21 protein-coding genes are annotated in these 22,217 nt (G+C 72.4%); 4 read left to right on the top strand and 17 right to left on the bottom strand.

Annotated features, from left to right (window positions below):
* Positions 1–2 precede the first annotated feature (2 nt).
* The 7 genes from F4554_RS08685 to F4554_RS08655 form a co-directional block, all read right to left on the bottom strand.
* Complete coding sequence (locus F4554_RS08685) at positions 3–1,070, bottom strand: DUF8094 domain-containing protein (protein ID WP_179786917.1); 1,068 nt, start codon at positions 1,068–1,070, stop codon at positions 3–5.
* Positions 1,054–2,376 (bottom strand): hypothetical protein, encoded by a 1,323-nt coding sequence (locus F4554_RS08680; RefSeq protein WP_179786916.1) that lies wholly within the window; start codon positions 2,374–2,376, stop codon positions 1,054–1,056. The genes F4554_RS08685 and F4554_RS08680 overlap by 17 nt, the downstream gene beginning before the upstream one ends.
* Before the next feature lie 204 nt (positions 2,377–2,580).
* Positions 2,581–3,582 (bottom strand): tetratricopeptide repeat protein, encoded by a 1,002-nt coding sequence (locus F4554_RS08675; RefSeq protein ID WP_179786915.1) that lies wholly within the window; start codon positions 3,580–3,582, stop codon positions 2,581–2,583.
* Between the two features lie 90 nt (positions 3,583–3,672).
* Positions 3,673–5,364, bottom strand: a complete 1,692-nt coding sequence (locus F4554_RS08670) for a xylulokinase (protein WP_179786914.1) — start codon at positions 5,362–5,364, stop codon at positions 3,673–3,675.
* Between the two features lie 113 nt (positions 5,365–5,477).
* Positions 5,478–6,143 carry a response regulator gene (locus F4554_RS08665; protein ID WP_179786913.1) on the bottom strand — a complete coding sequence of 222 codons (666 nt, stop codon included), beginning with the start codon at positions 6,141–6,143 and terminating at the stop codon, positions 5,478–5,480.
* Positions 6,140–7,453 (bottom strand): histidine kinase, encoded by a 1,314-nt coding sequence (locus F4554_RS32010; RefSeq protein ID WP_202889211.1) that lies wholly within the window; start codon positions 7,451–7,453, stop codon positions 6,140–6,142. The genes F4554_RS08665 and F4554_RS32010 overlap by 4 nt, the downstream gene beginning before the upstream one ends.
* Before the next feature lie 23 nt (positions 7,454–7,476).
* Complete coding sequence (locus F4554_RS08655; RefSeq protein ID WP_179786912.1) at positions 7,477–8,202, bottom strand: winged helix-turn-helix transcriptional regulator; 726 nt, start codon at positions 8,200–8,202, stop codon at positions 7,477–7,479.
* 77 nt (positions 8,203–8,279) lie between these two features.
* On the opposite strand from F4554_RS08655, the gene F4554_RS08650 reads away from it, so the two are divergent.
* Positions 8,280–9,035 carry a DUF899 family protein gene (locus tag F4554_RS08650; protein ID WP_179786911.1) on the top strand — a complete coding sequence of 252 codons (756 nt, stop codon included), beginning with the start codon at positions 8,280–8,282 and terminating at the stop codon, positions 9,033–9,035.
* Between the two features lie 29 nt (positions 9,036–9,064).
* On the opposite strand, the gene F4554_RS08645 is transcribed toward F4554_RS08650, so the two are convergent.
* The 10 genes from F4554_RS08645 to F4554_RS08600 form a co-directional block, all read right to left on the bottom strand.
* Complete coding sequence (locus F4554_RS08645; protein WP_337795930.1) at positions 9,065–10,819, bottom strand: glycerol-3-phosphate dehydrogenase/oxidase; 1,755 nt, start codon at positions 10,817–10,819, stop codon at positions 9,065–9,067.
* Positions 10,816–11,550, bottom strand: coding sequence for a class II aldolase/adducin family protein (locus tag F4554_RS08640; protein WP_179786910.1), 735 nt, complete (start codon positions 11,548–11,550; stop codon positions 10,816–10,818). Before F4554_RS08640 ends, F4554_RS08645 begins: the two co-directional genes overlap by 4 nt.
* A complete protein-coding gene (locus F4554_RS08635; protein ID WP_179786909.1) occupies positions 11,547–13,043 on the bottom strand; it encodes an FGGY-family carbohydrate kinase in 1,497 nt (498 codons plus the stop codon). Before F4554_RS08635 ends, F4554_RS08640 begins: the two co-directional genes overlap by 4 nt.
* Positions 13,044–13,055: 12 nt before the next feature.
* Positions 13,056–14,174: a 2-hydroxyacid dehydrogenase gene (locus F4554_RS08630; RefSeq protein ID WP_179786908.1), complete on the bottom strand. Its 1,119-nt coding sequence runs from the start codon at positions 14,172–14,174 to the stop codon at positions 13,056–13,058.
* A complete protein-coding gene (locus tag F4554_RS08625; RefSeq protein WP_179786907.1) occupies positions 14,171–15,223 on the bottom strand; it encodes an ABC transporter ATP-binding protein in 1,053 nt (350 codons plus the stop codon). The genes F4554_RS08630 and F4554_RS08625 overlap by 4 nt, the downstream gene beginning before the upstream one ends.
* Entirely contained in the window at positions 15,220–16,353 is a 1,134-nt protein-coding gene (locus tag F4554_RS08620; protein ID WP_179786906.1) for an ABC transporter ATP-binding protein, read from the bottom strand. Before F4554_RS08620 ends, F4554_RS08625 begins: the two co-directional genes overlap by 4 nt.
* Before the next feature lie 16 nt (positions 16,354–16,369).
* Positions 16,370–17,215 carry a carbohydrate ABC transporter permease gene (locus F4554_RS08615; RefSeq protein WP_179791378.1) on the bottom strand — a complete coding sequence of 282 codons (846 nt, stop codon included), beginning with the start codon at positions 17,213–17,215 and terminating at the stop codon, positions 16,370–16,372.
* Positions 17,216–17,217: 2 nt separating this feature from the next.
* Positions 17,218–18,210 carry a carbohydrate ABC transporter permease gene (locus F4554_RS08610; protein ID WP_179786905.1) on the bottom strand — a complete coding sequence of 331 codons (993 nt, stop codon included), beginning with the start codon at positions 18,208–18,210 and terminating at the stop codon, positions 17,218–17,220.
* Positions 18,210–19,715: an extracellular solute-binding protein gene (locus F4554_RS08605; RefSeq protein WP_179786904.1), complete on the bottom strand. Its 1,506-nt coding sequence runs from the start codon at positions 19,713–19,715 to the stop codon at positions 18,210–18,212. The genes F4554_RS08610 and F4554_RS08605 overlap by 1 nt, the downstream gene beginning before the upstream one ends.
* Before the next feature lie 241 nt (positions 19,716–19,956).
* Positions 19,957–20,619 (bottom strand): histidine phosphatase family protein, encoded by a 663-nt coding sequence (locus F4554_RS08600; RefSeq protein ID WP_202889210.1) that lies wholly within the window; start codon positions 20,617–20,619, stop codon positions 19,957–19,959.
* A gap of 250 nt (positions 20,620–20,869) precedes the next feature.
* Here F4554_RS08600 and F4554_RS08595 point away from each other — a divergent pair, with 250 nt between their 5' ends.
* The 3 genes from F4554_RS08595 to F4554_RS08585 all read left to right on the top strand — a co-directional run bounded on the left by F4554_RS08595 (position 20,870) and on the right by F4554_RS08585 (position 21,988).
* Entirely contained in the window at positions 20,870–21,220 is a 351-nt protein-coding gene (locus F4554_RS08595; RefSeq protein WP_179786903.1) for a hypothetical protein, read from the top strand.
* A complete protein-coding gene (locus F4554_RS08590; RefSeq protein ID WP_179786902.1) occupies positions 21,154–21,696 on the top strand; it encodes a DUF222 domain-containing protein in 543 nt (180 codons plus the stop codon). Before F4554_RS08595 ends, F4554_RS08590 begins: the two co-directional genes overlap by 67 nt.
* An 82-nt stretch (positions 21,697–21,778) precedes the next feature.
* Positions 21,779–21,988 carry a hypothetical protein gene (locus tag F4554_RS08585; protein WP_179786901.1) on the top strand — a complete coding sequence of 70 codons (210 nt, stop codon included), beginning with the start codon at positions 21,779–21,781 and terminating at the stop codon, positions 21,986–21,988.
* The last annotated feature ends 229 nt before the right edge of the window (positions 21,989–22,217 follow it).

Here is a 22,217-nt window from a genome sequence, read left to right as displayed (position 1 = left end):
GGCTACTTCGCCTGCACCGATGCCAGTCCGCGGTCGACACCGAGCAGATGCACCTTCCCGTCGCCCTTGCCCTTGGCGGGGACGCGCGCGACGACCTGCCACACCCACGTCGCCCGGACGAGGGTCTGCCCGGTCCGGTACCCGGTGTAGGCGGCCACCGGGTCAGTCCTGTCGAACTCCAGGGGGGCCGACCCCTTTGCCTGGAAGTTCTCGATCTCGTTCAGGGTGAACAGCACCAGCGCGCCGCCGTCGGCGGTGGCCAGCGCGCGGACCGACGTCACCTCGTACCTGTGGCGGTAGACGAACGCCGTGGACCTGACCTTCTGCGCGGCCGACTGCTGTGCCCGGTCGGTCTGCGGATGGGGAGCGAACGCCCAGGCCTGCGGCGACTTCGGCCCACCGGTCAGCAGCAGGGCGTAGGCGCTCGCCGTCTTGTCCGCCGGCCGGATCAGGGTGCCGGCGTCTGCCGCGGGAAGCGCCACCGGCGCACCTCCGCGCTCGGCGAGGGCGGGCAGCCGCGCGCCCTCGTCCAGGACCACCGACTGTGCGGCCTTCCACGTCGACCCGGCCCTCGGCCGGGTCATCAGGTCGACCACCTTCCGGTCACCCTTGCCGGTTCCCTTGCCCGACCCCTGACCGGTCGCCTGCCCCGGAGGTTGCTCGGTGGCGGAGACGGCGAGGAACCACACCGGATAGCCGGAGAACCTCGGCAGGTGGGCCAACGTCCCGGACCTCTTGGGCGACATGAGCGCCGACCTGCCTTCGGGGTCGAGCCCGAGAGCGACCCGCATAGCGCCCTGACCGGCCCGCAGCAGCGGCCCGGACTCCACCGACCTGAGCAGGTCGGCGTCGCGGGTGCGGACGGCCTTCGACTGGAGCCGGTCGTACTGGCGTACGACCGCCACGGTGTCCTCCGCGCTGATCGGGGCCCACGCGGGTGCGGCTCCGGTCTTCTGCTTCGGCATCGTCACGCAGCCGGACGCGGTGGCGGCGACCACGGTCACCAGTGCCGCGAGCGCGAGCACCGTCCGGCGCCGCCGGCGCGGCCGGCCACTACGGGCGCTGGTCATCGCCGTCTCCGATGTCGCGGCTGTCGGTGCTGTCATGGCTGTCACCGGTGTCACGCCAGTGGCGGGTGTCCCTGATGTCACGGCTGTTCTCGTTCTGGGGATCCGGACCCGCGGTGTCCGGTCGGCCGGGCCGGCCGTCGTGCAGGCGGTCCGGCCGGCTCGCGGTGCCCGCAGAGTTCGGTGAGTTCGGCGGGGTGGGCCGGCGGGTGCTGCCTGGCCGCCAGGGAAGTGCGGGCGAGGCGGGGCCGGCCGCGCCGCCGTTGCCGGATGACTCCCATCCGGGTCGGGTACGGCGCGGGGCGGCCGGACCCTGCGACGGTCCCGCCGGTACGCGGCCTCCGGGGTCCTCACCTCCGGGGTCCTCGCCTCCGCGTTCTCCGGCCGGAGCCTGGCCGGTCCGCACCCGGTCCGGTCCCGGCTCGCCGGCCGGCACCTCACCGGGAGGCGGCTCGGCGCCGTCGTCCGGCTGGGTCGCGGGCGAGTCGAGCCAGCCCGGCCGTTCCTCGGTCCAGCGTTCGGCCGACGTCCCGGAGGCCCAGTACTCGTTCTCCTCCCAGGCCCCCCGGCCCTCCCAGAGCAGTTCGTCGTCGTCCTCACTCCGCCGCCGGCGGCGCGGCCTGGCCCGCTCACGGTCACGGCCCCGCTTACGGTCACGGTCCCGGTAACGGTCACGGCCTCGCGCGCGGGGCCGCCGGCCCCACACCAGCACGACCGCCGCCACGGCGAGCAGGACCAACCCCACGGCGAACACCACGACCGCGAACCGGAACGCGCCGGGGAACTCCACTCCGGCGGTGACGCGGACGTCCACACCGGGCCGGCCGTCGGCGTTCATCACCACGACGTCGTACGGTCCGTCGGCCAGACGCCACGACAACGTGCGGGCACCGGACCCGGACTCCTCGGCGACCCACCAGCCCAACCGGTCAGGGGGTACGCGGCGGTCGGCGGAACCGGCTACCGGGCGGGTGCGCATGGTCGACGGGAAGCCGAAATCCACCACCCGGGCACCCGCCGACCCCGCGAGGTAGCTGCGGACGTCGACGTCGTTCCCGACGCCGACGAACACCTGCTGCCCTCGCCGCGCCGGCTCGGCGGTGACCACCAGCCGGGCGTCGTAGTAGCCGATGAGGTCCGGCGTCGTGGCGATGGCCACGCCTTTGGTGGTGAGGCGGTGAGTGCCGGCGGTCAGCACGTCGTCGGGGCCGATCAGACCGAACGCCGCGACACCGCCCGCGACGGCAGCGAGAAGTCCCAGGAGTCCGGCAAGGACACCTGTCACCACCCGAAAGACGCGCATGCTCACCCGTCGACCCCCGCGAACCGTTGGCACCACCCATGGGGGCGGATCTCGAAGTGGCGCTCCCGCCGGTCACGCGGACCAGCCGCTGACCGGACCGGCGTACGGCTTCGATGCGCCCCCAGGCCCGCTAGCGTAACGAAGCCCCGCCGTTTGTCGGCGCCCCCGGCCGCCTGCTTGTGGACGAGTCGAGCCGAGGAGCTGTGGCCCCTAGAAGAGCGCGGCGCTGAGCTGCCGGCGAGCCGTGCGTACGAGCTCGTCGTCGCCGCCGACCACCTCGAACAGCTCCAGCAGGTGCACCCGCAGAGTGTCGCGCTCGGCTCCGGCGGACCGCCGGACGGCGTCGATCAGCCGGTCGAACGCGGCGCGCGGGTCACCGTCGGCCACGTCGACGTCGGCGGCGAGACACTGCGCCTGGGCGTCGTCGGGGCGGGCGGCCGCGTCGGACCGCACGGCGGTGGGGTCGAGGGTGCGCACCCGGCGAACGAGCTGGACCTGGGCGAGCCCGCTCTTGGCCTCCTCGTCGGCCGGCGTCTGGGCCAGGATCTTCTCGTACGCCGCGGCCGCGCCGTCGAGGTCGTCCCGGGCCAGGGCCTCGTCGACCTCGGCGAACCTCGGGTCGCCGGCGTCCTCCTCGGGGGCCTCCTCCGATGAGGGCGCCTCGCCGCCTCCGGCAGGCTGTGCGGTGCCGGTGACGCCCTGCCCGGCCGCGAGCCGGAGCAGTTCGTCGAGGAACTGGCGTGCCTGCGACTCGGGCACCGCGCCCTGGAACAGCGGCACCAGCTGGCCGCCGACCACGGCCACCACCAGCGGGATGCTCTGGATGCCGGCTGCCTGGGCGAGCCGGGGGTTGGCGTCGACGTCGATCTTGGCGAGGACGAACTTCCCGGCGTACTCCGCCGCCAGCTTCTCCAGCACCGGGCTGAGCTGCTTGCACGGCTGGCACCAGGTGGCCCAGAAGTCGATCACGACCGGCACGCTCGCGGACCGGTTGACGACCTCGGCCTGGAACGTGGCCTCGGTGACGTCGATGACGAATCCGCCGCCGGCGCCGCCCGGGGCTCCGGCAGCGCCCGCGGCCCCGGCCGTGCCGGGAGCGCCCGCGGCGCCTGCCGGACCGGGGCGGCCGCCCGGTGCGCCGGCCGGCTGGTTGGCCCGGTTCGCGAGTCCGGACAGGTCGACAGCGCCGTAGCGGGAGAAGTTTCCGGTCATGGCTCCGATTGTCCCCGACCGGGGCCGCGCCGCCACACAGGCCCTCGGGGTGTCCGGCCAGTTGTGGCCGCGGGAACCCGCGGATCAGGGCTACGTGCCGGCGGCGCGGGCTTCCGCGAGCAGGTCGTAGCTGCGCCGCAGCGCGGGGTACAGCTCGCGGTAGACCGCGTAGTAGCGCTGGTACGCCTCGTGCCGGGCGGGGTCCGGACAGTAACGCGTCACCCGGTCGGCGGGCGGTACCTCCTGGGCGGGCCGGCCCTCCTGGGGGTCGCCGTCCACCGGACGCGACCGCACGGCGACAGCCTGGGCCAGGTCGGCGACCAGGCCCACCCCGGCGGCGGCGACCAGCGCGACCCCGACCGGAGCGCCCCGGGTGTTCGGGGGCACCTCGACCGGAAGCCCCGTGACGTCGGCCTTGATCTGGGTCCAGGTACGACCGCGCGATCCGCCGCCCACGCTGCGCAGCACCGCGGGGCGCAGGCCGAGCCGGGCCAGCTCGTCCAGGTTGTGTGCCAGGCCGTACGCCGTACCTTCGAAGATCGCCCGGACCACCTCGGCCCGCCGGCTGGCCATCGACAACCCCACCAGCGCGCCGCGCGCGTCGGCGTTCCACACCGGTGACCGCTCACCGAGGAAGTACGGCAACAACACCAGCCCACCGCTGCCCACCGGTGCCGTGGCAGCCAGCGCGTCCAGGGCCGCGAACACCGAGCCGGACTCGCCCATCGAGCCGGCCGACTCGGCCGAGCCCGCCGCCGCGCGCACCTCCCGGTCACCGAACTCGTCCCGGAACCACCGCAGGATCCCCCCGGTGGCCACCATCGACCCGTAGACGAGGTGGTGGCCCGGCAGCGGGTACGGCAGCACGCTCATCGTCCCCAGCGCGTCCCGGCGCAGCCGGCCCGCCTCGACCGCGGCGTTCACCACGGTCGACTGGCCGGTCATCTCGCACACGTCGCCGTGCCGGGCGAGGCCTGCCTCCAGCGCCGCGGCGGCGCCGTCGACCGCGCCGGCCACCACCGGCGTACCGGCGAGCAGCCCGGTCACCCGGCTCGCCTCCGCGCCGACCCGGCCGACCACCGTGCTCGGGTGCACCGCCTCGGGCAGCCATCCGCGCGGGATCCCCCACAGGTCGACCAGCGCGTCGGACCACCGGCCGGTGTCCAGGTCGGCGAGCAGGGTGAGGCCCTGGTGTCCGGTGTCGCAGGTGGGTACGCCGGTGAGCCGGTGTACGACGTACCCGTTGGCCATCACCACCGCCGCACCGGCGCGGCGTACCTCCGGCCGCTCGGCCAGCAGCCAGGCGAGCTTCGGCGCAGCGAAGTAGGCGTCCGTCCGGTTGCCGGTGGCGGCCACGACGTCCGCGGCGACCTCCGCCCTGGCCCGGCACTCGCCCTGACCGCGCCGGTCCAGCCACAGCAGCGCCGGGCCGACGGGCGCGCCGGAGCGGTCGAGTACGACGACGCTGGGCGCCTGGCTGCTCACCCCGACGCACTCCACGTCCGCCGGGCCCAGCCCGGTCGCCTCGGCGGCGGACCGCAGGGCCCCGGCGACACACCGCGCGGTCGCCGACCACCAGTCGTCCGGGTCCTGTTCGGCGCCGTGCGGCGGGACGTATCGGGTGGGGTACTCCTCGCCGGCCTCGGCCAGCACGCGTCCCCCGGCGTCGGCGACGACCGCCTTGACCCCGGTGGTGCCCACGTCGACCCCGACCACGACACCACTGGCACCGCTGACACCAGTGGCACTACTGGCACCGCTGGCCCCGGTGACACCGGCCATCCGCCCGCCTCCTCGGCTTCCCCCGACGTTCCCCGGGTCAGCATGCCGAGTGAGGAGGTCGTACGGGAGATCGTGCCCGGCACCGGCCGCCGGACGAGAGGCGGGACGGGCGGTCAGCTGTTCGACGAGCTCCTGCCGGTGAGGCCGGCCTCGTGCGCGAGCAGCCCGACCTGGGTGCGGTTCTCGCAGTCCAGCTTGTCCAGCATCCGCGAGACGTACCCCTTCACGGTCGCCTCCGACAGGTGCAGCCGGCGCCCGATGCCCGCGTTGGACATACCTTCACCGAGGCAGGTCAGCACCTCGACCTCGCGCTCGGTCAGCCGGGAGATCAGGTCCTTGGCCCGGTCGCGGGCGGCGTGCGCGCCGGCGGACGCGCCGACCAGGCGGCGGGCGGCGTCCGGTGAGAGGACGGTGTGCCCGTCCGCGGCGACCCGGACCAGGCCCACCAGGTCCTCCGGCGGCGTGGACTTCACCAGGAAGCCCGAGGCGCCCGCGCGCAGCGCCCGCATCACGTAGTGGTCGGCGTCGAACGTGGTCAGCGCGACCACCGCGGGCCGCTCGGCGAAGGTGTTGATGCGTTCGATCGCGGCCAGCCCGTCGACGCCGGGCATCCGCAGGTCCATGAGTACGACGTCCGGACGGTGCCGGATCACCGCCTCCACCGCGGCCGCGCCGTCGTGTGCCTCGGCCACCACCTCGATGTCGTCGGCCGCGCCCAGGATCGTCCGCAGGTGGGCGCACACCATCGGCTCGTCGTCGACCAGCAGGACCGAGATCATCGCAGCGCCTCCGTGGTCTCCGGCGTGGTCCCCAGCTTGGAGCCGGTCTTCCCTGTCGGCTCGGCGCCTGGCTCGGCCGTGGGTACGTACGCCGGCAGGTCGGCCACCACCTCGAACCCGCCGTCGGCACCGGGCCGCGCGGTCAGCGTTCCCCGGACCAGCTCGATGCGCTGCCGCAGCCCGGCAAGGCCGGTCCCCGAACCCGAACCGGCCAGCGCGGGGTCGGGCGGCCCGGCCGGTGCCGTGTTGGCGACGCGCACCCGCACCCGGTCGGTGTCGTACCGCACTTCCACCCGGACCGAGGCGCCGGGAGCGTGCTTGCGGACGTTCGTCAGCGCCTCCTGCACGACGCGGTACGCCGTCCGCCCGACCACCGGCGAGGCCCGGCCCGGGTCGCCGACCTGGGCGAGTTCGGTACGGATGCCCACCGACTCCGACTCGGCCACCAGCGTGGCGAGGTCGCCGACGGCCGGGCGTTCTGCGTCCTCGGTCATCCGCAGGATCCCCACCAGGTCCCGTAACTCGTCCAGGGCCTGGCAGCCGGCCGCCCGCAGCTCCTCGGCCGACCGCCGGGTCTCCTCGTCCCGGGCGCGGACCCGCAGCGCGCCGGCGGACAGCACCATCAGCGACAGCCGGTGGGTCACCACGTCGTGCATCTCCGCGGCGATCCGGGCACGTTCGTCGGCGCGGGCCTGCGCGGCCAGGAGGTACTTCTCGCGTTCGGCGCGCTCGGCGCGTTCGCGCAGCACGGACACCAGCCGGTGCCGGGCGCCGAAGTACAGCGCGAGCAGTGGGCCGAGTGTGGTGCGCAGGACGGCGATGGTGACGACCGCGGCCGAGGGCTCCCAGACCCGGGCGGAGACGAGGGTGAGCAGGCCGACCAGCACCCAGCCGGGGCGGCGCACCGCGGGGTAGGCCACCGGCAGGTAGGCGACCAGCACTGCCGCCATCGGGGCCCAGACCGTCCACGGGCCGGGCTGCCCGCCGGTGGAGCCGGTGGACACGAGCACGGTGACGAGGACGGTGTACGCGGTCACCGCGCCCAGTACGGCCAGCGGCGCCCTCCGTCGCAGGACCAGACCAGCGTCCACGAGCACCTGCAGGCCGAGCAGGAACCACGCCACCGTGCCCGGCCGCTGCGGCCACCACGAACCATGCGAGAGCGTGAGCAGGGTGTCGCCCACCACGAACACGAGCGCGAGGAGGACGTCCCGGCGCACCGGCGGCAGCCACCGCCCCATCCACGGCACCAACCAGGCCGGAAGGAGCGTCCGGCCACAGTCCGGGCCGGCGGTCGCGCGTTCACTCACCCCGCAACGGTAGGCGACCGCCGTCACCGGGGGCCAGATCTTCGGGGCGGGACCAGACGATGGTGGGTGGGCCAGGTCGGGGCGGCACGACTTTCGTCGTACCCGGGGCGCGTGCCCGTGACGAGACGGCGTACGACCTCGAGATCACCGACGATGACGGCGCCGGCCGCCGCGAGCCCGGCCAGGTCGTCGCTGCCGAAGGCGGCGACGAGGGCATCCGTCGTGGTGCTCAAGGTGGCGTCCGGCTCTTCGGGCGGCTTGTGGGCGACTTCGGCACCGGCCGGCGTGATGCGGACACCGAACACGCCGGCCGGGCCGTGGTCGCGTAGTTCGATCCTGAGCGTCTCCTCGGGCTGCTCCGGCGTCGGCTCGAAGTAGGTGCGGATGCTCAGCATGGCGCTGTCCGCGCTCACGAAGAGCTGTTCCGTGGTCGGCGGGGCGGCCAGCGCCCAGGTGCCGAGCGCGATCACGATCGGTTCCAGGCCGCGACCCCACGCCGTCAGCTCGTAGACCCACGCATTACCTGGCCGAGGCAGCTGCTGTCGGCGTAGGACGCCTGCGTTGGCCAGCTCGCGCAGCCGGTCGGACAGTGCGTTCGGGCTGGCGGTCGGGAGCGCCGCCTGGAGGTCGGTGAACCGTTTCGGTCCGAGCAGCAGCTCGCGAACCACGAGCAGCGCCCAACGCTCCCCCACGATGTCGAGACCGCGCGCGACGCCGCATGCCTGCCGATAACCCCGCTGAGTCGGCACCGAGCACCCCTCTCTTTCGTACTTGCTAAACCATAGCAGCCACTATTAGCCTCATAGCTTCGACATGAGGAGGACCCATGAGCACGCCACCGGCGCCCCCGCTCACCGACCGCCCGACCTGGCAGAAACAGCTCGACGAGCTCCGGATCCGCGAGAAGGCGCACACGCGTGAGGGCGACGCCATCGCCGCGGCGCGCCGGCGGCTGCCGATGGTCGAGGTCGACCCGTCCACCCATCTGGTCGGTGCCGGCGGCCCGGTGCCCCTGCTCGACGTGTTCGAGGGGAGGACACAACTGTTCGCGTCGTACCACATGTGGCACACGGGCGGGCCGGCCGCCGAGCAGTGCGAAGGCTGCACGTTCTTCACCGGCCAGGTGCTCGAGCTGTCCTACCTGCACTCGCGCGACGTCACGTTCGCGGTCTTCTGCCAAGGGCCGTACGAGGAGTCGTCGCGTTACCGCGACTTCATGGGCTGGCCGGCGCCCTGGTACTCGGTGCCGGGGGACTCGCTCGACGCACTCGTCGCCGGGCGCGCGTTCGGGATGAAGGCCTGCTACCTGCGCCAGGGCAACCGGGTGTTCGAGACCTACTGGACCACCGGCCGGGGCGTCGAGCCGATGGCGCCGTCGTACGGCCTGCTCGACATGACCGTTCATGGTCGGCAGGAGCAGTGGGAGGACTCGCCGCACGGCTGGCCTCAGCGGTTCCGGACCGACGGCGACCAGTTCCGGCTCGACGGACGGCCCACCTCGCAGTGGTCACGCCTCGCTGCTGGACGCGACGACGACCTGGGCGCCACCGGACACGCCGGCAGCCACCACCATTGCCACTGAGGGGCCGGCGGCTGCCACCAGCGTCGGACCTACCGAGCCGCGGCGCCGGCGACGGTCTGCCAGGCCTGCACCGCCTGGTCGTCCGTCGGCATGGTCGCGGCGTGCCGCTCGGCCTCCACGGCCGTGGTGTACGCCGCGACCTCGGCGGCACGGCGTTCCTCGTCCCAGCCGAGGACCGACGCCATCACCCTGGCCGCCTCGGGAGCGGCCGCCACGCCGCGGTCCGCGGTCTCCATGAAGACCCGGGTCCGGCGGGCGAGCGCGTCCATCAGGTGCAGGGCGCCCTCGCTGCGGGCGGCGTAGGCGACCTCGGCGGCGAGGTAGTGCGACGCGCCGGGCAGCGGCCGGGCGAGCTCGGGCCGGTCGGCCAGCAGGTCGAGCACTTCCGGGGTGAGCGCGCCGTAGCGGCCGAGCAGGTGCTCGACCTGTTCGGGTTCCAGCCCGGCCTCACGGGCCAGCCGGTCCCGCTGGTGGCGTACCGCGACGTAGCCGGTGGCGCCGAGCAGCGGCAGCTTGTCGGTGCTCGACGCCGGGATCGTCCGGCCCAGCGAACGTCCCGTCGCGTCCACCGCGTCGCGGGCCATCAGCCGGTACGTCGTGTACTTCCCGCCGACCACGGTCACCAGGCCGGCGGGCTGTTCGACGACGGTGTGGTCGCGGCGCAGCGCCGCGGTCGTCGCACTGTCGGCCGATCCGTCCGACCCGCCGCGGGTGCGTACGGGCACACCGGCCAGCAGCGGACGCAGCCCGGCGTACACGCCCACCACGTCGGCGTCGCCGAGAGGGTGCTTCAGCCAGCGGTTGGCCTGGCCGAGCAGGTAGTCGACGTCCTCGCGGGAGGCCACCGGGTGGCCGCGGTCGTGGTCCCACGGGGTGTCGGTGGTGCCCATCAGCCAGTGGTCGAACCATTTGCGGATGATGAAGACGCTGTCGCTTGTACGCGCGATCAGACCGGTGCGCGAGTCGATCCGGTCGGCCGGGACGACGAGGTGGACGCCCTTCGCCGGGCGGACCGCGATGCTCGGCGACCCGCCCAGGGACTGCACCTCGTCCGCCCACACCCCGGCCGCGTTGACCACCACGCCGGCGAGTACGTCGACGTGGCCGCCGTCCTCGAGGTCGTGCACGCGTACGCCGGTCACGCGCTGACCGTCGCGCAGCATGCCGACGACCCGGGTCCGGGTGAGGACGGTGGCGCCGAGACCCGCGGCGGTACGCGCCAGCGTCATCGTGTGCCGGGCGTCGTCCACGCGTACGTCGTGGTACTGCACCGCGCCGGTGATGTCGTCCGGTCGCAGGCCGGGCATCTCGGCCAGTGCCGCCCGCCGGGTCAGATGCCGGTGGCCGGGGACGCTGCGCGGGCCGGTGAGCCGGAACAGGTCGTACATCGCCACGCCGGCACCGATGTAGGGCCGCTGCCAGCGTTTGGTGAACGGGAAGAGGAACGGCTCGGACTCGACCAGGTGCGGGCACAGCCGCTCCACCATGAGGTCGCGTTCCAGCAGCGCCTCGCGGACCAGCGCGAAGTTGAGTTGCTCGAGGTAGCGCAGCCCGCCGTGGAAGACCTTGCCCGACCGGGAGGACGTACCGCTGGCCAGGTCGTCGGCCTCCAGCAGCAGCACCGACAGGCCCCGGGCCGTCGCGTCCAGCGCCACACCGGCGCCGGTGACGCCGCCGCCGACCACCACCACGTCGAAGTCGCGGCCGGCGGCACCGGCCAGGTCGCCGCGCCGGCGGTCGGCCGACAGCGCGGTGCGGTCGTGGCCGTTCGCGTTCACCTTCACCGCCCGGCCCCGCCCGAACCCTCGCTTCCGCCGTCGTTTCCGCCGTCGTTTCCGTCGGCATTCGGGGCGTCCGCGCCCGGCGGCGGCACCTGGCCGTAGCTGCCGAACTTCTCGATCACCCGGTCCAGCTCGTCGGCCGGCAGCTCGCGCGGGGAGACGCCGAGCGCGGCACCGGCGCCGACGGCGCGCAGCCACACCTCGCACAGCCACTCGAGGTACTGGTTGAGCTGGTACGCCTTCGCCAGCGAGTCGCCGACGGTGACCGTGCCGTGGTTGGACATCAGGCAGCCCGAACGCCCCTTCAGCGCCCCGGTGACCGACGCGGCCAGCTCGGGTGTGCCGTACGTCGCGTACGGCGCCACCCGGACCGGGCCGCCGAACAACGCCGTGAGGTAGTGCACCACCGGGAGCTCGTCCACCAGCGTGGAGGCGACCGCGGCGGCGGTGGCGTGGGTGTGCACGACCGAGGTGTGGTCGGTGGTGTTGTAGACGGACAGGTGCAGCGGCATCTCGCTGGTCGGGTCCAGCTCGCCCTCCAGCTGCCTGCCGTCGAGGTCGGTGACGCAGATGAGCTCGGGGGTGAGCACGTCGTAGTCCAGGCCACTCGGCGTGGCGGCCACCAGGTCCCCGACGCGCACGCTCAGATTTCCCGACGTACCCACCACGAGTCCTTCCGGGCGGAGCCGCTGGGCGAAGCGGACCAGCTCGGCGCGTTCGTTCGCCAACCTCATACCTGACGCTCCTTCCACTCGGTGCGCGCGCGGTCCACCGCCGCGCGGTAACGCTCGTACTCTTCCGCGTACCGCTTGGCGGGCCCCTCACCGGGGTTGACCACCGTGGTGTCGGCGGCCCGGTCACGTGCCCAGGCCGCGGTGTCCACCGGCAGGTCCGTGGCGGCGATCCCGGCCAGCACCGCGCCGTACGCACCGACCTCCGGGCAGGCCGAGACCCGGACCGGCCGGCCGAGGGCGTCGGCGAACAGCCGCAGCCACTCCCGACTGCGGATCCCGCCGCCGCACACCGCGACCTCTCCTTCCAGGCCGGTCGCCTCGAAGCAGTGCCGCGCCGCGAACGCGATGCCCTCGCAGACCGCACGCACCACGTCGGCGGTGCTGGTCTGCACGGTGAGCCCGTCCAGGCGTGCCCGGGCGCCGGACTCCACGAACGGCGCGCGTTCACCGGCCGGCGAGAAGTAGGGCAGGCACCGCACGCCGTGTGCGCCCGGCTCGCCGGTGGCCAGCAGCGGGTCGACGTCGTCGTGCGTACGGCCGACCAGTTTCAGCGTCCAGTCCAGCGCGGCGGTGCCCACCATGGCCGGCATCGACCGCAGCCAGCGGTCCGGGCCCAGCGGGATCGTCAGACCGGCTGGCTCGCCACCGGGCTGCAGCTCGGCGACCGCGACCTGGCAGGCGAGGGTCGTACCGACGATCAGGTGGCCGTCCCCCGGTGTGGCAGCCAGGCCCGAACCCAGCGCGCACGCCGGCAGGTCGAACGGACCGGCCGACACCGGCGTACCCGCGGGAAGCCCCACCAGGGCGGCACCCTCGGCGGTCAGCGTGCCGGTCGGCAGCGGCTCGGCGACGGGGGCGAGCAGGTCGGCACGGTGCCCGAGACCACACCGTTCCAGGACGTCGGGTGCGTAGTCGCGGGTCACCGGGTCGAGAAACGGCAGCGAGGCGTCGGAGGTGTCGGTGGCGCGTACGCCGGTGAGCCGCTGCATCACCATGTCCTTGCAGTACGCCGCGGTGACCGACCGGTCGAGCACCTCCGGCTCGTGCCGGTCGAACCACGCCAGCACCGGCGCCGGGCAGCCGGGGAACATCGCCCCGCCGGTCCGCCGGAAGACCGCCTCGGTGGTCCCGTCCGCGCGCCAGCTGTCGGCCATACCGGCCGCCCGGGCGTCCAGCCACGACACCGCCGGGCGGACCGCGCGCCCCTCACCGTCGAGCAGCCACACGCCGTCGCCCTGGCCGGTCAGCGCGAGCAGGGCCGGCGGGTCACCCGCGCCTTCGTCGTCCACCAGCGCTCGTACGACCTCACCGACCGCGACGACGACCTCGTCCATGTCCTGCTCGAACCAGCCCTCGCGGGGGTTGACCACCCGGGCCGGAGCGGACCGCAGCGCCCGCTGTTCGCCGTTCTGGTCGAACAGCGCGGCCTTGATGACCGACGTACCGATGTCCACCCCGACGTACGTGGGCCCGACCGCCCTGCCAGCGTTCATCGAGCAGCCTCCTCAGCGCCGGTTCGGCCGCGCCGACCCGGCCGACCGTGCCGACCTGCCTGAACCCGCAGATCCGGACAGTACCTCCGGGTTGGCGCAGTGTGCGGGTGGTTCGCCGTCCAGCCAGCGGCGTACCTCACCGGCGCAGATCGCCGCCGCGCGTTCGGCCACCTCGCGGCTGCACCCGGCGATGTGGGGGGCCATCACCAGCCGTGGCGTGGTGAACAACCGCGAGTCGGCCGGCAGCGGCTCGGCCGGGAAGACGTCGATCCCGGCGGCCGCGAGGTGACCGCGGTCGAGGGCGTCGCACATGGCGTCGTAGTCGACGAGCCCGCCGCGTGCGGTGTTGACCAGGACCGAGCCGGCCGGCATCCGGGCGAGCTCCGCCGCCCCGATCAGGTGGCGGTTCTCCTCGGTCTGCCGCGCGTGCAGGCTCACCACCTGCGAGGCGGCGAGCAGGTCGTTCAGCTCCTCGACGCGTTCCACCTCCGCGCCGAACGCCTCCGCCGGGGCCATCGGGTCGTACGCCAGCACCCGCGCGCCGAAAGCGGCCAGCAACCTCGCGACGAGTTGCCCGATCGCGCCGTAGCCGACCAGGCCCACGGTGGCGTCCCGGAGTTCGAAACCGGCCGACTCGTAGCGGAAGTAGTGCCCCGGCCAGGTGCGGGAGGCGAGTTCGGCGTGCCCGGCGGCGATGTTGCGGCAGGTGGCCAGCATCAGGCCGAGGGTGAACTCCGCGGCCGCGTTGGCGTTACGGCCGGGTGCGTAACAGACGACCACGCCGGCGCGGGTGGCCGCTGTCAAGTTGACGTTGACAGGGCCGCCGCGGGAGACCACGACCAGGCGCAGGTCGGGCGCGTGCTCGAAGACCCGGCGGGTGAACGGCGCGAGATGGGTGACCGCGGCGTCCACACCGTCGAGGGCGGCGATCATCGTGTCCTCGTTGCCGGCCGCCTCGACGACCTCGCCGACCTTGCCCCACGGCTTCGTCGGCCAGCCGAGGTCGAGGGTACGCACGGACACCCGGTGGCGGGACCGCCCGGCCCGCTCGAGCTCGGCGTCCAGCGCCCGCGTCAGCAGGTCGGTGCGTACGAACTCGTCTCCCGCGGCGAGGATCCGCGCTCTGCTCATCTGACCCGGCCTCCTGTGGTCGTGTCGAACATGTACGTCCGGTCCCGCTGGAAGGCCAGGCCCACGGCCTGCCCGGGCACCTGCGCCGGACCCGGTCCAGTCTGGACGACGAGCCGTTGCCGCGTCGCGGCGAGTTCGACCGTCAGCAGGCCGTACTCGCAGAAATCCTCCACGACGACCACCTCACCCGCGACGTCGCCCTCGCCGCCGCGCTTGCCGCCGCCCCCGCCGCCGGCCTCGAAGTCGACCACCGCCACGTCCTCGGGGCGCACCCCCACGATCCGGTCCGGGCCGGCCGGCCCGGTGAGGAGGTTCATCGCCGGCTCCCCCACGAACTCCGCCACGAACAGGTCGGCCGGGTCGTCGTACACCTCGTCCGGCGTACCGACCTGGCGGACCCGGCCGCCCTCCATCACCACCACCCGGTCGGCGAGGCTGAGCGCCTCCTCCTGGTCGTGGGTGACCAGGACGGTGGTGTAGCCGAGGTCGCGTTGCAGCCGCCGCAGCTCGCGCCGGGTCAGGTCGCGTTGCGCTGCGTCCAGGTGGGACAGCGGCTCGTCCAGCAGCAGGACGTCAGGCTCGCGGGCGATCGCGCGGGCCAGCGCGACCCGCTGCTTCTGGCCGGACGAGAGGTTCACCGGCCTCGCGTCGAGGATGTCGCGCAGCCCGATGCGCTCGGCGAGGTCCTGCACGCGTTCCCGGCACGCCCGCGCGGACAGGCCGCCTCGCGCGCGCAGGCCGAAGGAGATGTTGTCGGCCACCGACAGCGGCGGATAGAGCGCGTAGTTCTCGAACGCCACCCCGATGTTGCGCCGCTGCGGCCGCAGGCCGAGCACGGACCTGCCGCCCACCCGGATGTCGCCGCCGGTGACGTCCTCCAGACCGGCGATCATCCGCAGCGTGGTCGACTTGCCGCATCCGGACGGGCCGAGCAGGCCGACGAGCTCGCCGCTGCGTACGTCCAGGTCGAAGTGGGCCACCGCCTCCACCGGCGGGCGGCCCCGGGTGGTGAAGACCTTGCGTACTCCGTCCAGCACCAGGTCGCTCATCCGGCCGCCTCGGTGACCTGGGGCGTCTCCACCCGCCGGCCGCTGTCGTCGGCGAGGAAGACGTGCACCCGCTGTGGGTTCACCGTCACCACCACCCGGTCGTCGGTCCCGAGCCCGGCCACCTGGGTGCGGGGAACCACCAGTGCCAGCAGGCACGAGCCCACGCGGACGGTGAGTTCCGCCTGCCGGCCGAGGTGTTCGAGTACGTAGACGGTGCCCTCGACCCGCACCGCCGACGCGGGCACGTCACCGGCGCCGCGGTGCAGGGCCAGGTCGCGGGGACGGATCCCGAGCTGTACGTGCGTGCCCGGTCGTACCCGCCGCCCCGGCAGCGGCAGGTCCAGCGCGCCGTCGTCGGCGAGGAACCGCGGCCCGGACACGTCGGCGACCACCCCGGACACGACGTTGATCGCCGGGCGCCCGAACGACCGGGCCACCACGATGTCGGCCGGCTCCTCCCACACCTGACGGGGTGTGCCCACCTGGCGGATCCGGCCGGCGTCGAGCACGCCCACGCGCTCGGCCAGCGACAGCGCCTCCACGTAGTCGTGGGTGACGTACAGGGTGGTCGTGCCGCGCTCGCGACTGATCGCCTTCAGCTCCGCCCGCATGGTGGCGCGCAGCTTGGCGTCCAGGTGGGACAGGGGTTCGTCCAGGAGGTACGCCGCGGCCGGCCGGACCAGCACCCGGCCGAGCGCGACCCGCTGGCGCTGGCCGTTCGACAGCTGCGTCACCGAACGCTCCAGCAGCGCGTCGATGCCCAGCAGTTCGGCGACCTCCTCGACCCGGCGCCGGGCAGCCGCCTCGGGCAGGCGGTGACGCGGTGAGCGCAACGGCGAGACCAGGTTGGTGAAGACGTCCTGCTGTGGGTAGAGCGCATAACTCTCGAAGCACATCGCGAGGTTGCGGTGCGTCGGCTCCACGTCGGTCACGTCGGCACCGCCGATCCGGACCGTGCCCGCCGTCGGCTCCTCCAGGCCGGCCACGACTTTCAGCGTGGTGGTCTTCCCGGCACCGGACGGGCCGAGCAGGCAGCAGAACTCCCCGTCGGCGACCTCCAGCGACACCTCGTCGAGCGCGCGCAGCCGACCGTAGTCCTTGCGGATCCCCGCGAGCGCCAGCCCCGCCATCAGCCCTGCCCACCCATCAGCTCTTCACCGCACCGAACGACAGGCCACGCACGAGATAGCGCTGGATGAACAACGCCAGCACCAGCGGCGGAAGCACTGCCATCACCGCGCCGGCGGCGACCAGGTTGAACCGCACCTGGTTCCCGCCGAGGAAGGCCAGCGAGCTCACCGTCACTGTCTGGGCGTGGCTGGACGTCAACGTGAACGGGAAGATGAAGTTGTTCCAGGCGAAGATGAACGCCAGCAGGCAGACCGCCGCGACACCGGGGCGCACCAGCGGCAGGACGATCCGTACGAACGCCTGCCGGCGGGAGTAGCCGTCCAGCAGCGCGGCCTGTTCCAGCTCCGGCGGCAGGTCGGTGAAGAACGACCGCAGGATCCACACCACGAGTGGCATCGTCACCAACTGCAGCACCCAGATCATCCCGACGTAGCTGTCGTACAGCCCGAGCTGCTGGTAGAGCACACCCAGCGGGATGATCACCACCAGCTCCGGGGCGAACCTGAACGACAGCAGGGTGAACAACAGGCTCTCGCTGCCCCGGAAGCGGTAGCGCGCCGCCGCGTACGCCGCCGGGATCCCGATCACCAGGGAGACCAGCACGGCACCGACCGCGCAGATCAGGCTGGCGACGAAGAACCGCAGGTACGGCGAGTCCCCGGCACCGATGCCGAGGACCGTGCGGTAGTTGGCGAAAGTGGGTGCGAACCGCAGGTAGGTCGACGTCTGGTCGGCGTTCGACTTCAGGCTCAGGGCCACGATGAAGACGACCGGGGCGAGCGAGAACGCGAAGTAGAGCAGGAGTGCGGCGTCGGCGAGGAGCCCGCCGGCCGTCCTGGTGGAGTTGCCCGACGTCGCCATCGTCACCCTGCCTCCACCCCGGTCGCGGTGCTCGCCGTCGCTCCTGCCGGTGCGGCCGCCGGCGTTCCGATCGACACCCCGGCCGCGCGGTTCTGCACCCGGCCGAGGTAGCGCACGAGGACGAACGAGATCGCGTACACGACCACCCACAGGATCAGCATGAACGTCATGCCCCGGCTGTAGCGGGCGTAGGTGATCGCCTCCAGGTACGCGTTGATCTGCAGCGTCGTGGTCGCGTCACCGGGGCCGCCGGCGGTGAGCCCGTAGATGATGTCGAAGACCTTCAGGCAGTCCATGAAGCGGAAGATGACCGCGACCAGGACGTACGGCCACAGCATCGGCAGGGTGAGCCGGCGAAATGTCAACCACCAGTTGGCACCGTCCACCGCCGCCGCCTCGAACGGCGAGTTCGGCAGCGAGCGCAGCCCGGCCAGCGCCAGGATCGCGACGAACGGCGTGTACAGCCAGGCGTCCACGACCACCGACCAGAAGAACGCCGCCCCCGCGCCGTCGGTGCCGCGGTAGCCGTGCACCCCCACCGCCGCCAGGATCGGCCGGACCCAGCCCACCTCCGGCAGCAGGATCAGCTTCCACATGATGGCGGCGATGATCGGGGCCACCATCAGCGGCACGATGAGCAGGCGTTCCAGCAACCGGCCCAGCAGGCTGGATCGGTGCAGCAGCAGCGCCACTCCCACGCCGAGCACCGTCTCAACGGTCGTTGCCGCAACCGCGAACGCCACCGTCACCCGAGCCGAGTGCCACAACGTGTCGCTGCCGAGGATGTCGGCGAAGTTGGTCAGTCCCACGAAGCTGGGTTCGCGGTTGGCGTCGGAGAAGTTGTACACGGTGTACGCGACGCCGACGAAGAACGGATACAGAATCCCCACGCACAACAGAACCGCAGGGGTGGCGAGCAGGTAGGGCCGCAGCCGGCGCCGCCACCTCGGGGTCACCGTCGCGGTGGGGACGGCCTCCGCCCCGGTCGTGTCCATCAGCCGTTGACCCGGGGTTCGAGATCCTTGGCCAGCTTGTCCAGAGTCACCTTCGCGTCGGCTCCGCCGTAGATCTCCTGCAGGGCGGCGGCCCACGAGGTGGTGGCGTCGAAGAAGTTCCGCTGCGGGGTGAACTGGATCTTCGTCTGGTCGATGACCGCCTGGAACGTGTCCAGGAAGCCCGGCACCGCCTTCAGCCGATCCTTGTACGCCGGGTCGTCGGCCACCGACTGGCGTACCGCGTCAATGTGTTGTTGCTTCGTGGCCGCCCACAACAGGTGTTCCTTGGAGGTGGCCCACTGCAGGAACCACCACGCGGCCGGCTTCTTCTTCGAGGAGGAGTTCATCGCCAGCGACCAGATCCACATGTTGGTGGCCAGCGAACCGTCCTTGCCCTTCGGGCCAGGATGCCAGGCCAGCTTGCCCGCGGCCGGGGTGTCGGTGTTCTGGAAGTACGACGCGGTGTCGGCGTCGAACAGCATCGCGGCCTTGCCGGCGCCGAGATCGCTGGACGCCTGGTACCACGTGTACGACGTCCACCCTGACGGCCCGGCGTCCCGCACCATCTTCGCCCACCTGCTGGTGAAGTCCGCCGCGTCGGGAGTGTTCATGGTGGGGACGAGCTTCTTGCCCTCGACCCTGAAGTCCTTCAGGCCTTCGCGGGAGTACATCGTCATGAAGCCGGGGTGGATCGTCGCCCACTCCCGCGAGCCCCGCACGGCGATGCCGTACATCCCGTCGAACCCCGCCCCGGGGGCCTTGGCCTTCAGCGTCCTGGCGAGTTCGATGAGGTCGTCGAAACTCTCGGCGGGCTTGAGCCCGAGCTTGGCGAAGACGTCGCTGCGGTAGCAGATCGTGTTGGTCTCGAAGCCCCAGGGCAGCATCCACTGCTGCTTGCCACCGAGCGGCGCGCCGTTGACGAAGTTCCACTGCCCGGCCTTGATCAGGTTGGGGAAGAAGTCGCCGGGCTCGAACTCCGCGTGGGTGGCGGAGGAGTTGTGCATCCAGGGGCCGAGGTCCTCGAGGTAACCGGGCGGACCGTACTGCCAGACCATGTAGGCACCCAGCATGAACGCGTCGTAGTTTCCCTGCCTGGACTTGAGTTCCAGGGTCACCTTGTCGAAGTAGTTGGACTCGGGGAACTCGTCGATGGCGAGCTTGATGCCGGTCTTGTCCTGGAACTCCCCGCGGTGCGCCTTCAGCGCGTCGGTGTAGGGATGCTTGTTCATCAGCAGCCGCAGGGTGGTCCCCTTGTGCTTCTTCCAGTCGAAGCCGCCGGAGACCTTCTTCGCCGCCGAGTCGTCGCCGCCGTTGTTCGCCGGTGAGCCGAAGCCGCATCCGGCCAGGCCGGCCGAGCCGAGCACGCCGGCGCCGACGCCCGCTCCCGCGAGCCGGAGTACGTCACGGCGACTGGGACGCGCCGCCCGCGCCGCGAACGGCGCCTGCGTGGCGTGCGGTCCTCTGGTGCCGTGCCCCCGACGGGTCGGGCCGGTCGGCTCGGTCATGGCAGCCCCCAGTGCAGGTTCGGCGCACGCCGAGATCACCTCGCGGCGTGATCAGGTCGCTTCACCTTGTGACCTCGGTGTCAGGCGGGTCAAGCAGCCAAGCCACACCGACCGCCTTCGGCCAGTTACCGGGTGCGACCATCTTCGGCCGCCTGCGGCGGTGCCAGACCAGGCCCGGCCGGGTCCGGCCGGACCTGGTCCGGGCTGGTCGGGCCTGGTCCGGTTCGGCCTGGTCCCCGCCTCACCAGGAGTCGGTGCCGGCAGCCAGGGGCGGGTTCCAGGCGACCAAACCCCAGTGCCCCGCCTGGTCCCGGCGGAGTACGGCGCCGCTGGCGTTACGGATGACCGGCAGCGCGGTGCGGTACGTGCGCGGATGGATGCCGAGCAGGTCACACACCACGATGCGCAGAAACGTGCCGTGTGCGACCACGAGCACGCGGTCGCCGTGGGAGCCGTCGGCGAGATCGTCCAGCGCGGCCCGGCCACGGGCGAGCGCCGCCGCCGGAGACTCCCCGCCCGGCAGGGGATTCTCGTACGGATCGGCCTCGAACGCTGCGCGCTCACGCGGAAACCGCTGCCGCATCTCGGCAGCGGACATTCCCTCGGCGGCGCCGAAGTCGAGCTCGACCAACCGCTCGTCCAGGAGCTGTGTCAACCCAGCCTTGCGCGCAGCCGGCTCGGCGGTTTCCCTTGCCCGGCGAAGTGTCGAGGATGCCACTGCCGTGAGCCGCGCCGTTGCCGCCCACTCCCCCAGATCGGCCGCCTGCGCTTGGCCGCGCTCGGTCAGCGGCGCGTCGGTCCGGCCGACGTAGCGGTTCTCCGCATGCATGGGCGTTTCACCATGCCGTACGAAGAACACCGTGATCGGGCCGGTGCCGAGAACCGTGAGGCGATCTTGGGTCACGGGCTCGACGATAGACGAGGGTGCGACGGCCGGGGAGCTGGGATGGAGCCCGCTGAGGCGGTATGAGGACGGATCCGGTGCGCGCACCGGGGTCCGGGCCGGCGGATCATGGCGAGTCGACGCCTTGCGAGGCACCCCCGACCTGCGATCCCGATGCCAGGTTTTTGTCCACAGGTGGCGGATCGGTTGGGCCTCGGGTCTCCTTGTGGACAACGATCTTCGGGTCGGCGGTGGCCTCTAGACTTCGAACATGCATTCGACGACGCAGGACCTTCCCGGCGCAGGTGGCAGTGGCGCCGTCGGCCGGTTGAGGGCTGCGCTGGCCACGATCCGCGCCGGGGTGGAGGAGGCTTTGGCGACGCCGACCACGTGGGTGGAGGTGGGTGAGCTCGGGGCGCTGATCGGTGAACTGGAGGCGGAGAAGGCACGGACCGACGCGCTCACCCTGGCCTGGGTCCGTCAGGCCGAAGCCGGCGACATCGGCAAGACCACGGGTGCGGCGACCGCGGCGGGTGGTTGCGCAGCGCGCAGCGGATGTCGAAGACCGAGGCCTCCGCCACCGTCGGCCTGGCCCGGGACCTGGACCGTACGGTCACCTTGACCGCCGCCGCCCTGGCGCGGGGTGAACTGTCGTTCAAGCACGCGCAGGTGATCGCATTCGCGGTCAAGGACCTGCCCACCTGGATCGGCCCCGAACAACGGGTGAAGGCCGAGGAATACCTGATCACCTGGTCCAAGCGGCGTAACCCCGACGACGTACGCCTGCTGGGGCGGGCGTTGCTGCAGTACCTCGCACCCGAAGAGTGGGAACGGCGCCTCGGCAAGGAGCTCGGCGACGCCGAACGCGCCGCCGAACGCAAACGGTCCCTGCGCTACCTGGCCAACGGGATCCCCGGCTCCGAAACCGTGGTGATCAAACTGCCGGTGGTGGAGATGGAGACCCTGCGGAAGATGATCGAGGCGCTGATCGCCTCCGACACCCGCCCCGACCCCGACGAACGGCCCCTGGACCAAAAGCGTGACAGCCGTATGAGGGCGTCACGTTCTTCGGGATGGGCCTGGCCGTCATCGTGCTGAACCTGCTCCAGTGGAAGGACCGGCCCCACCGCGACTGCATGCCTCATTGACGGCAGGGTCGGCCGCTGTCACCTTGTGGGCTATGGGCGAGTTCGACACCGACACGATCATCAGTTTGGTGCTGTTCGTCGCGGTCGTTCTCGCCGTGGCGGCCATCGTCTTCTACATGCGATACAAGCGCCGGCGATACGGAACAGAGCCCGGGGATTACCGCGACCGGGACGACCAGGGACAGCCGCCGTTTCCCCCCGGCCCCATGGGAGGAGGCACGCCCCCGCCGTCGTTGTGGTGACGTCAACCTCATCCGCGAGAGCCTGCGCACCAACGGCCAGCAGGCGGCCCGTCCGACCACACTAGGCTGCGAAGCATGTTCGACGCCGCCACCGTCACGATGGCCGACCTGGAGAAGCCGGACCCGCGCGCCGCGAGCCCACGGTGAAAACCAAGCCGGCGGTGAAGAATCGCCACTCCGTAATCACCAGAATCAGGACGCGAATCGTCCGGAACGGTCCGTACCATCC

Origin of the sequence: Actinopolymorpha rutila, assembly GCF_013407855.1 — a bacterium.
Lineage (GTDB): Bacteria > Actinomycetota > Actinomycetes > Propionibacteriales > Actinopolymorphaceae > Actinopolymorpha > Actinopolymorpha rutila.
Note: the sequence above shows the minus strand (reverse complement) of the source record. Positions and strands in the feature narration are given on the sequence as shown.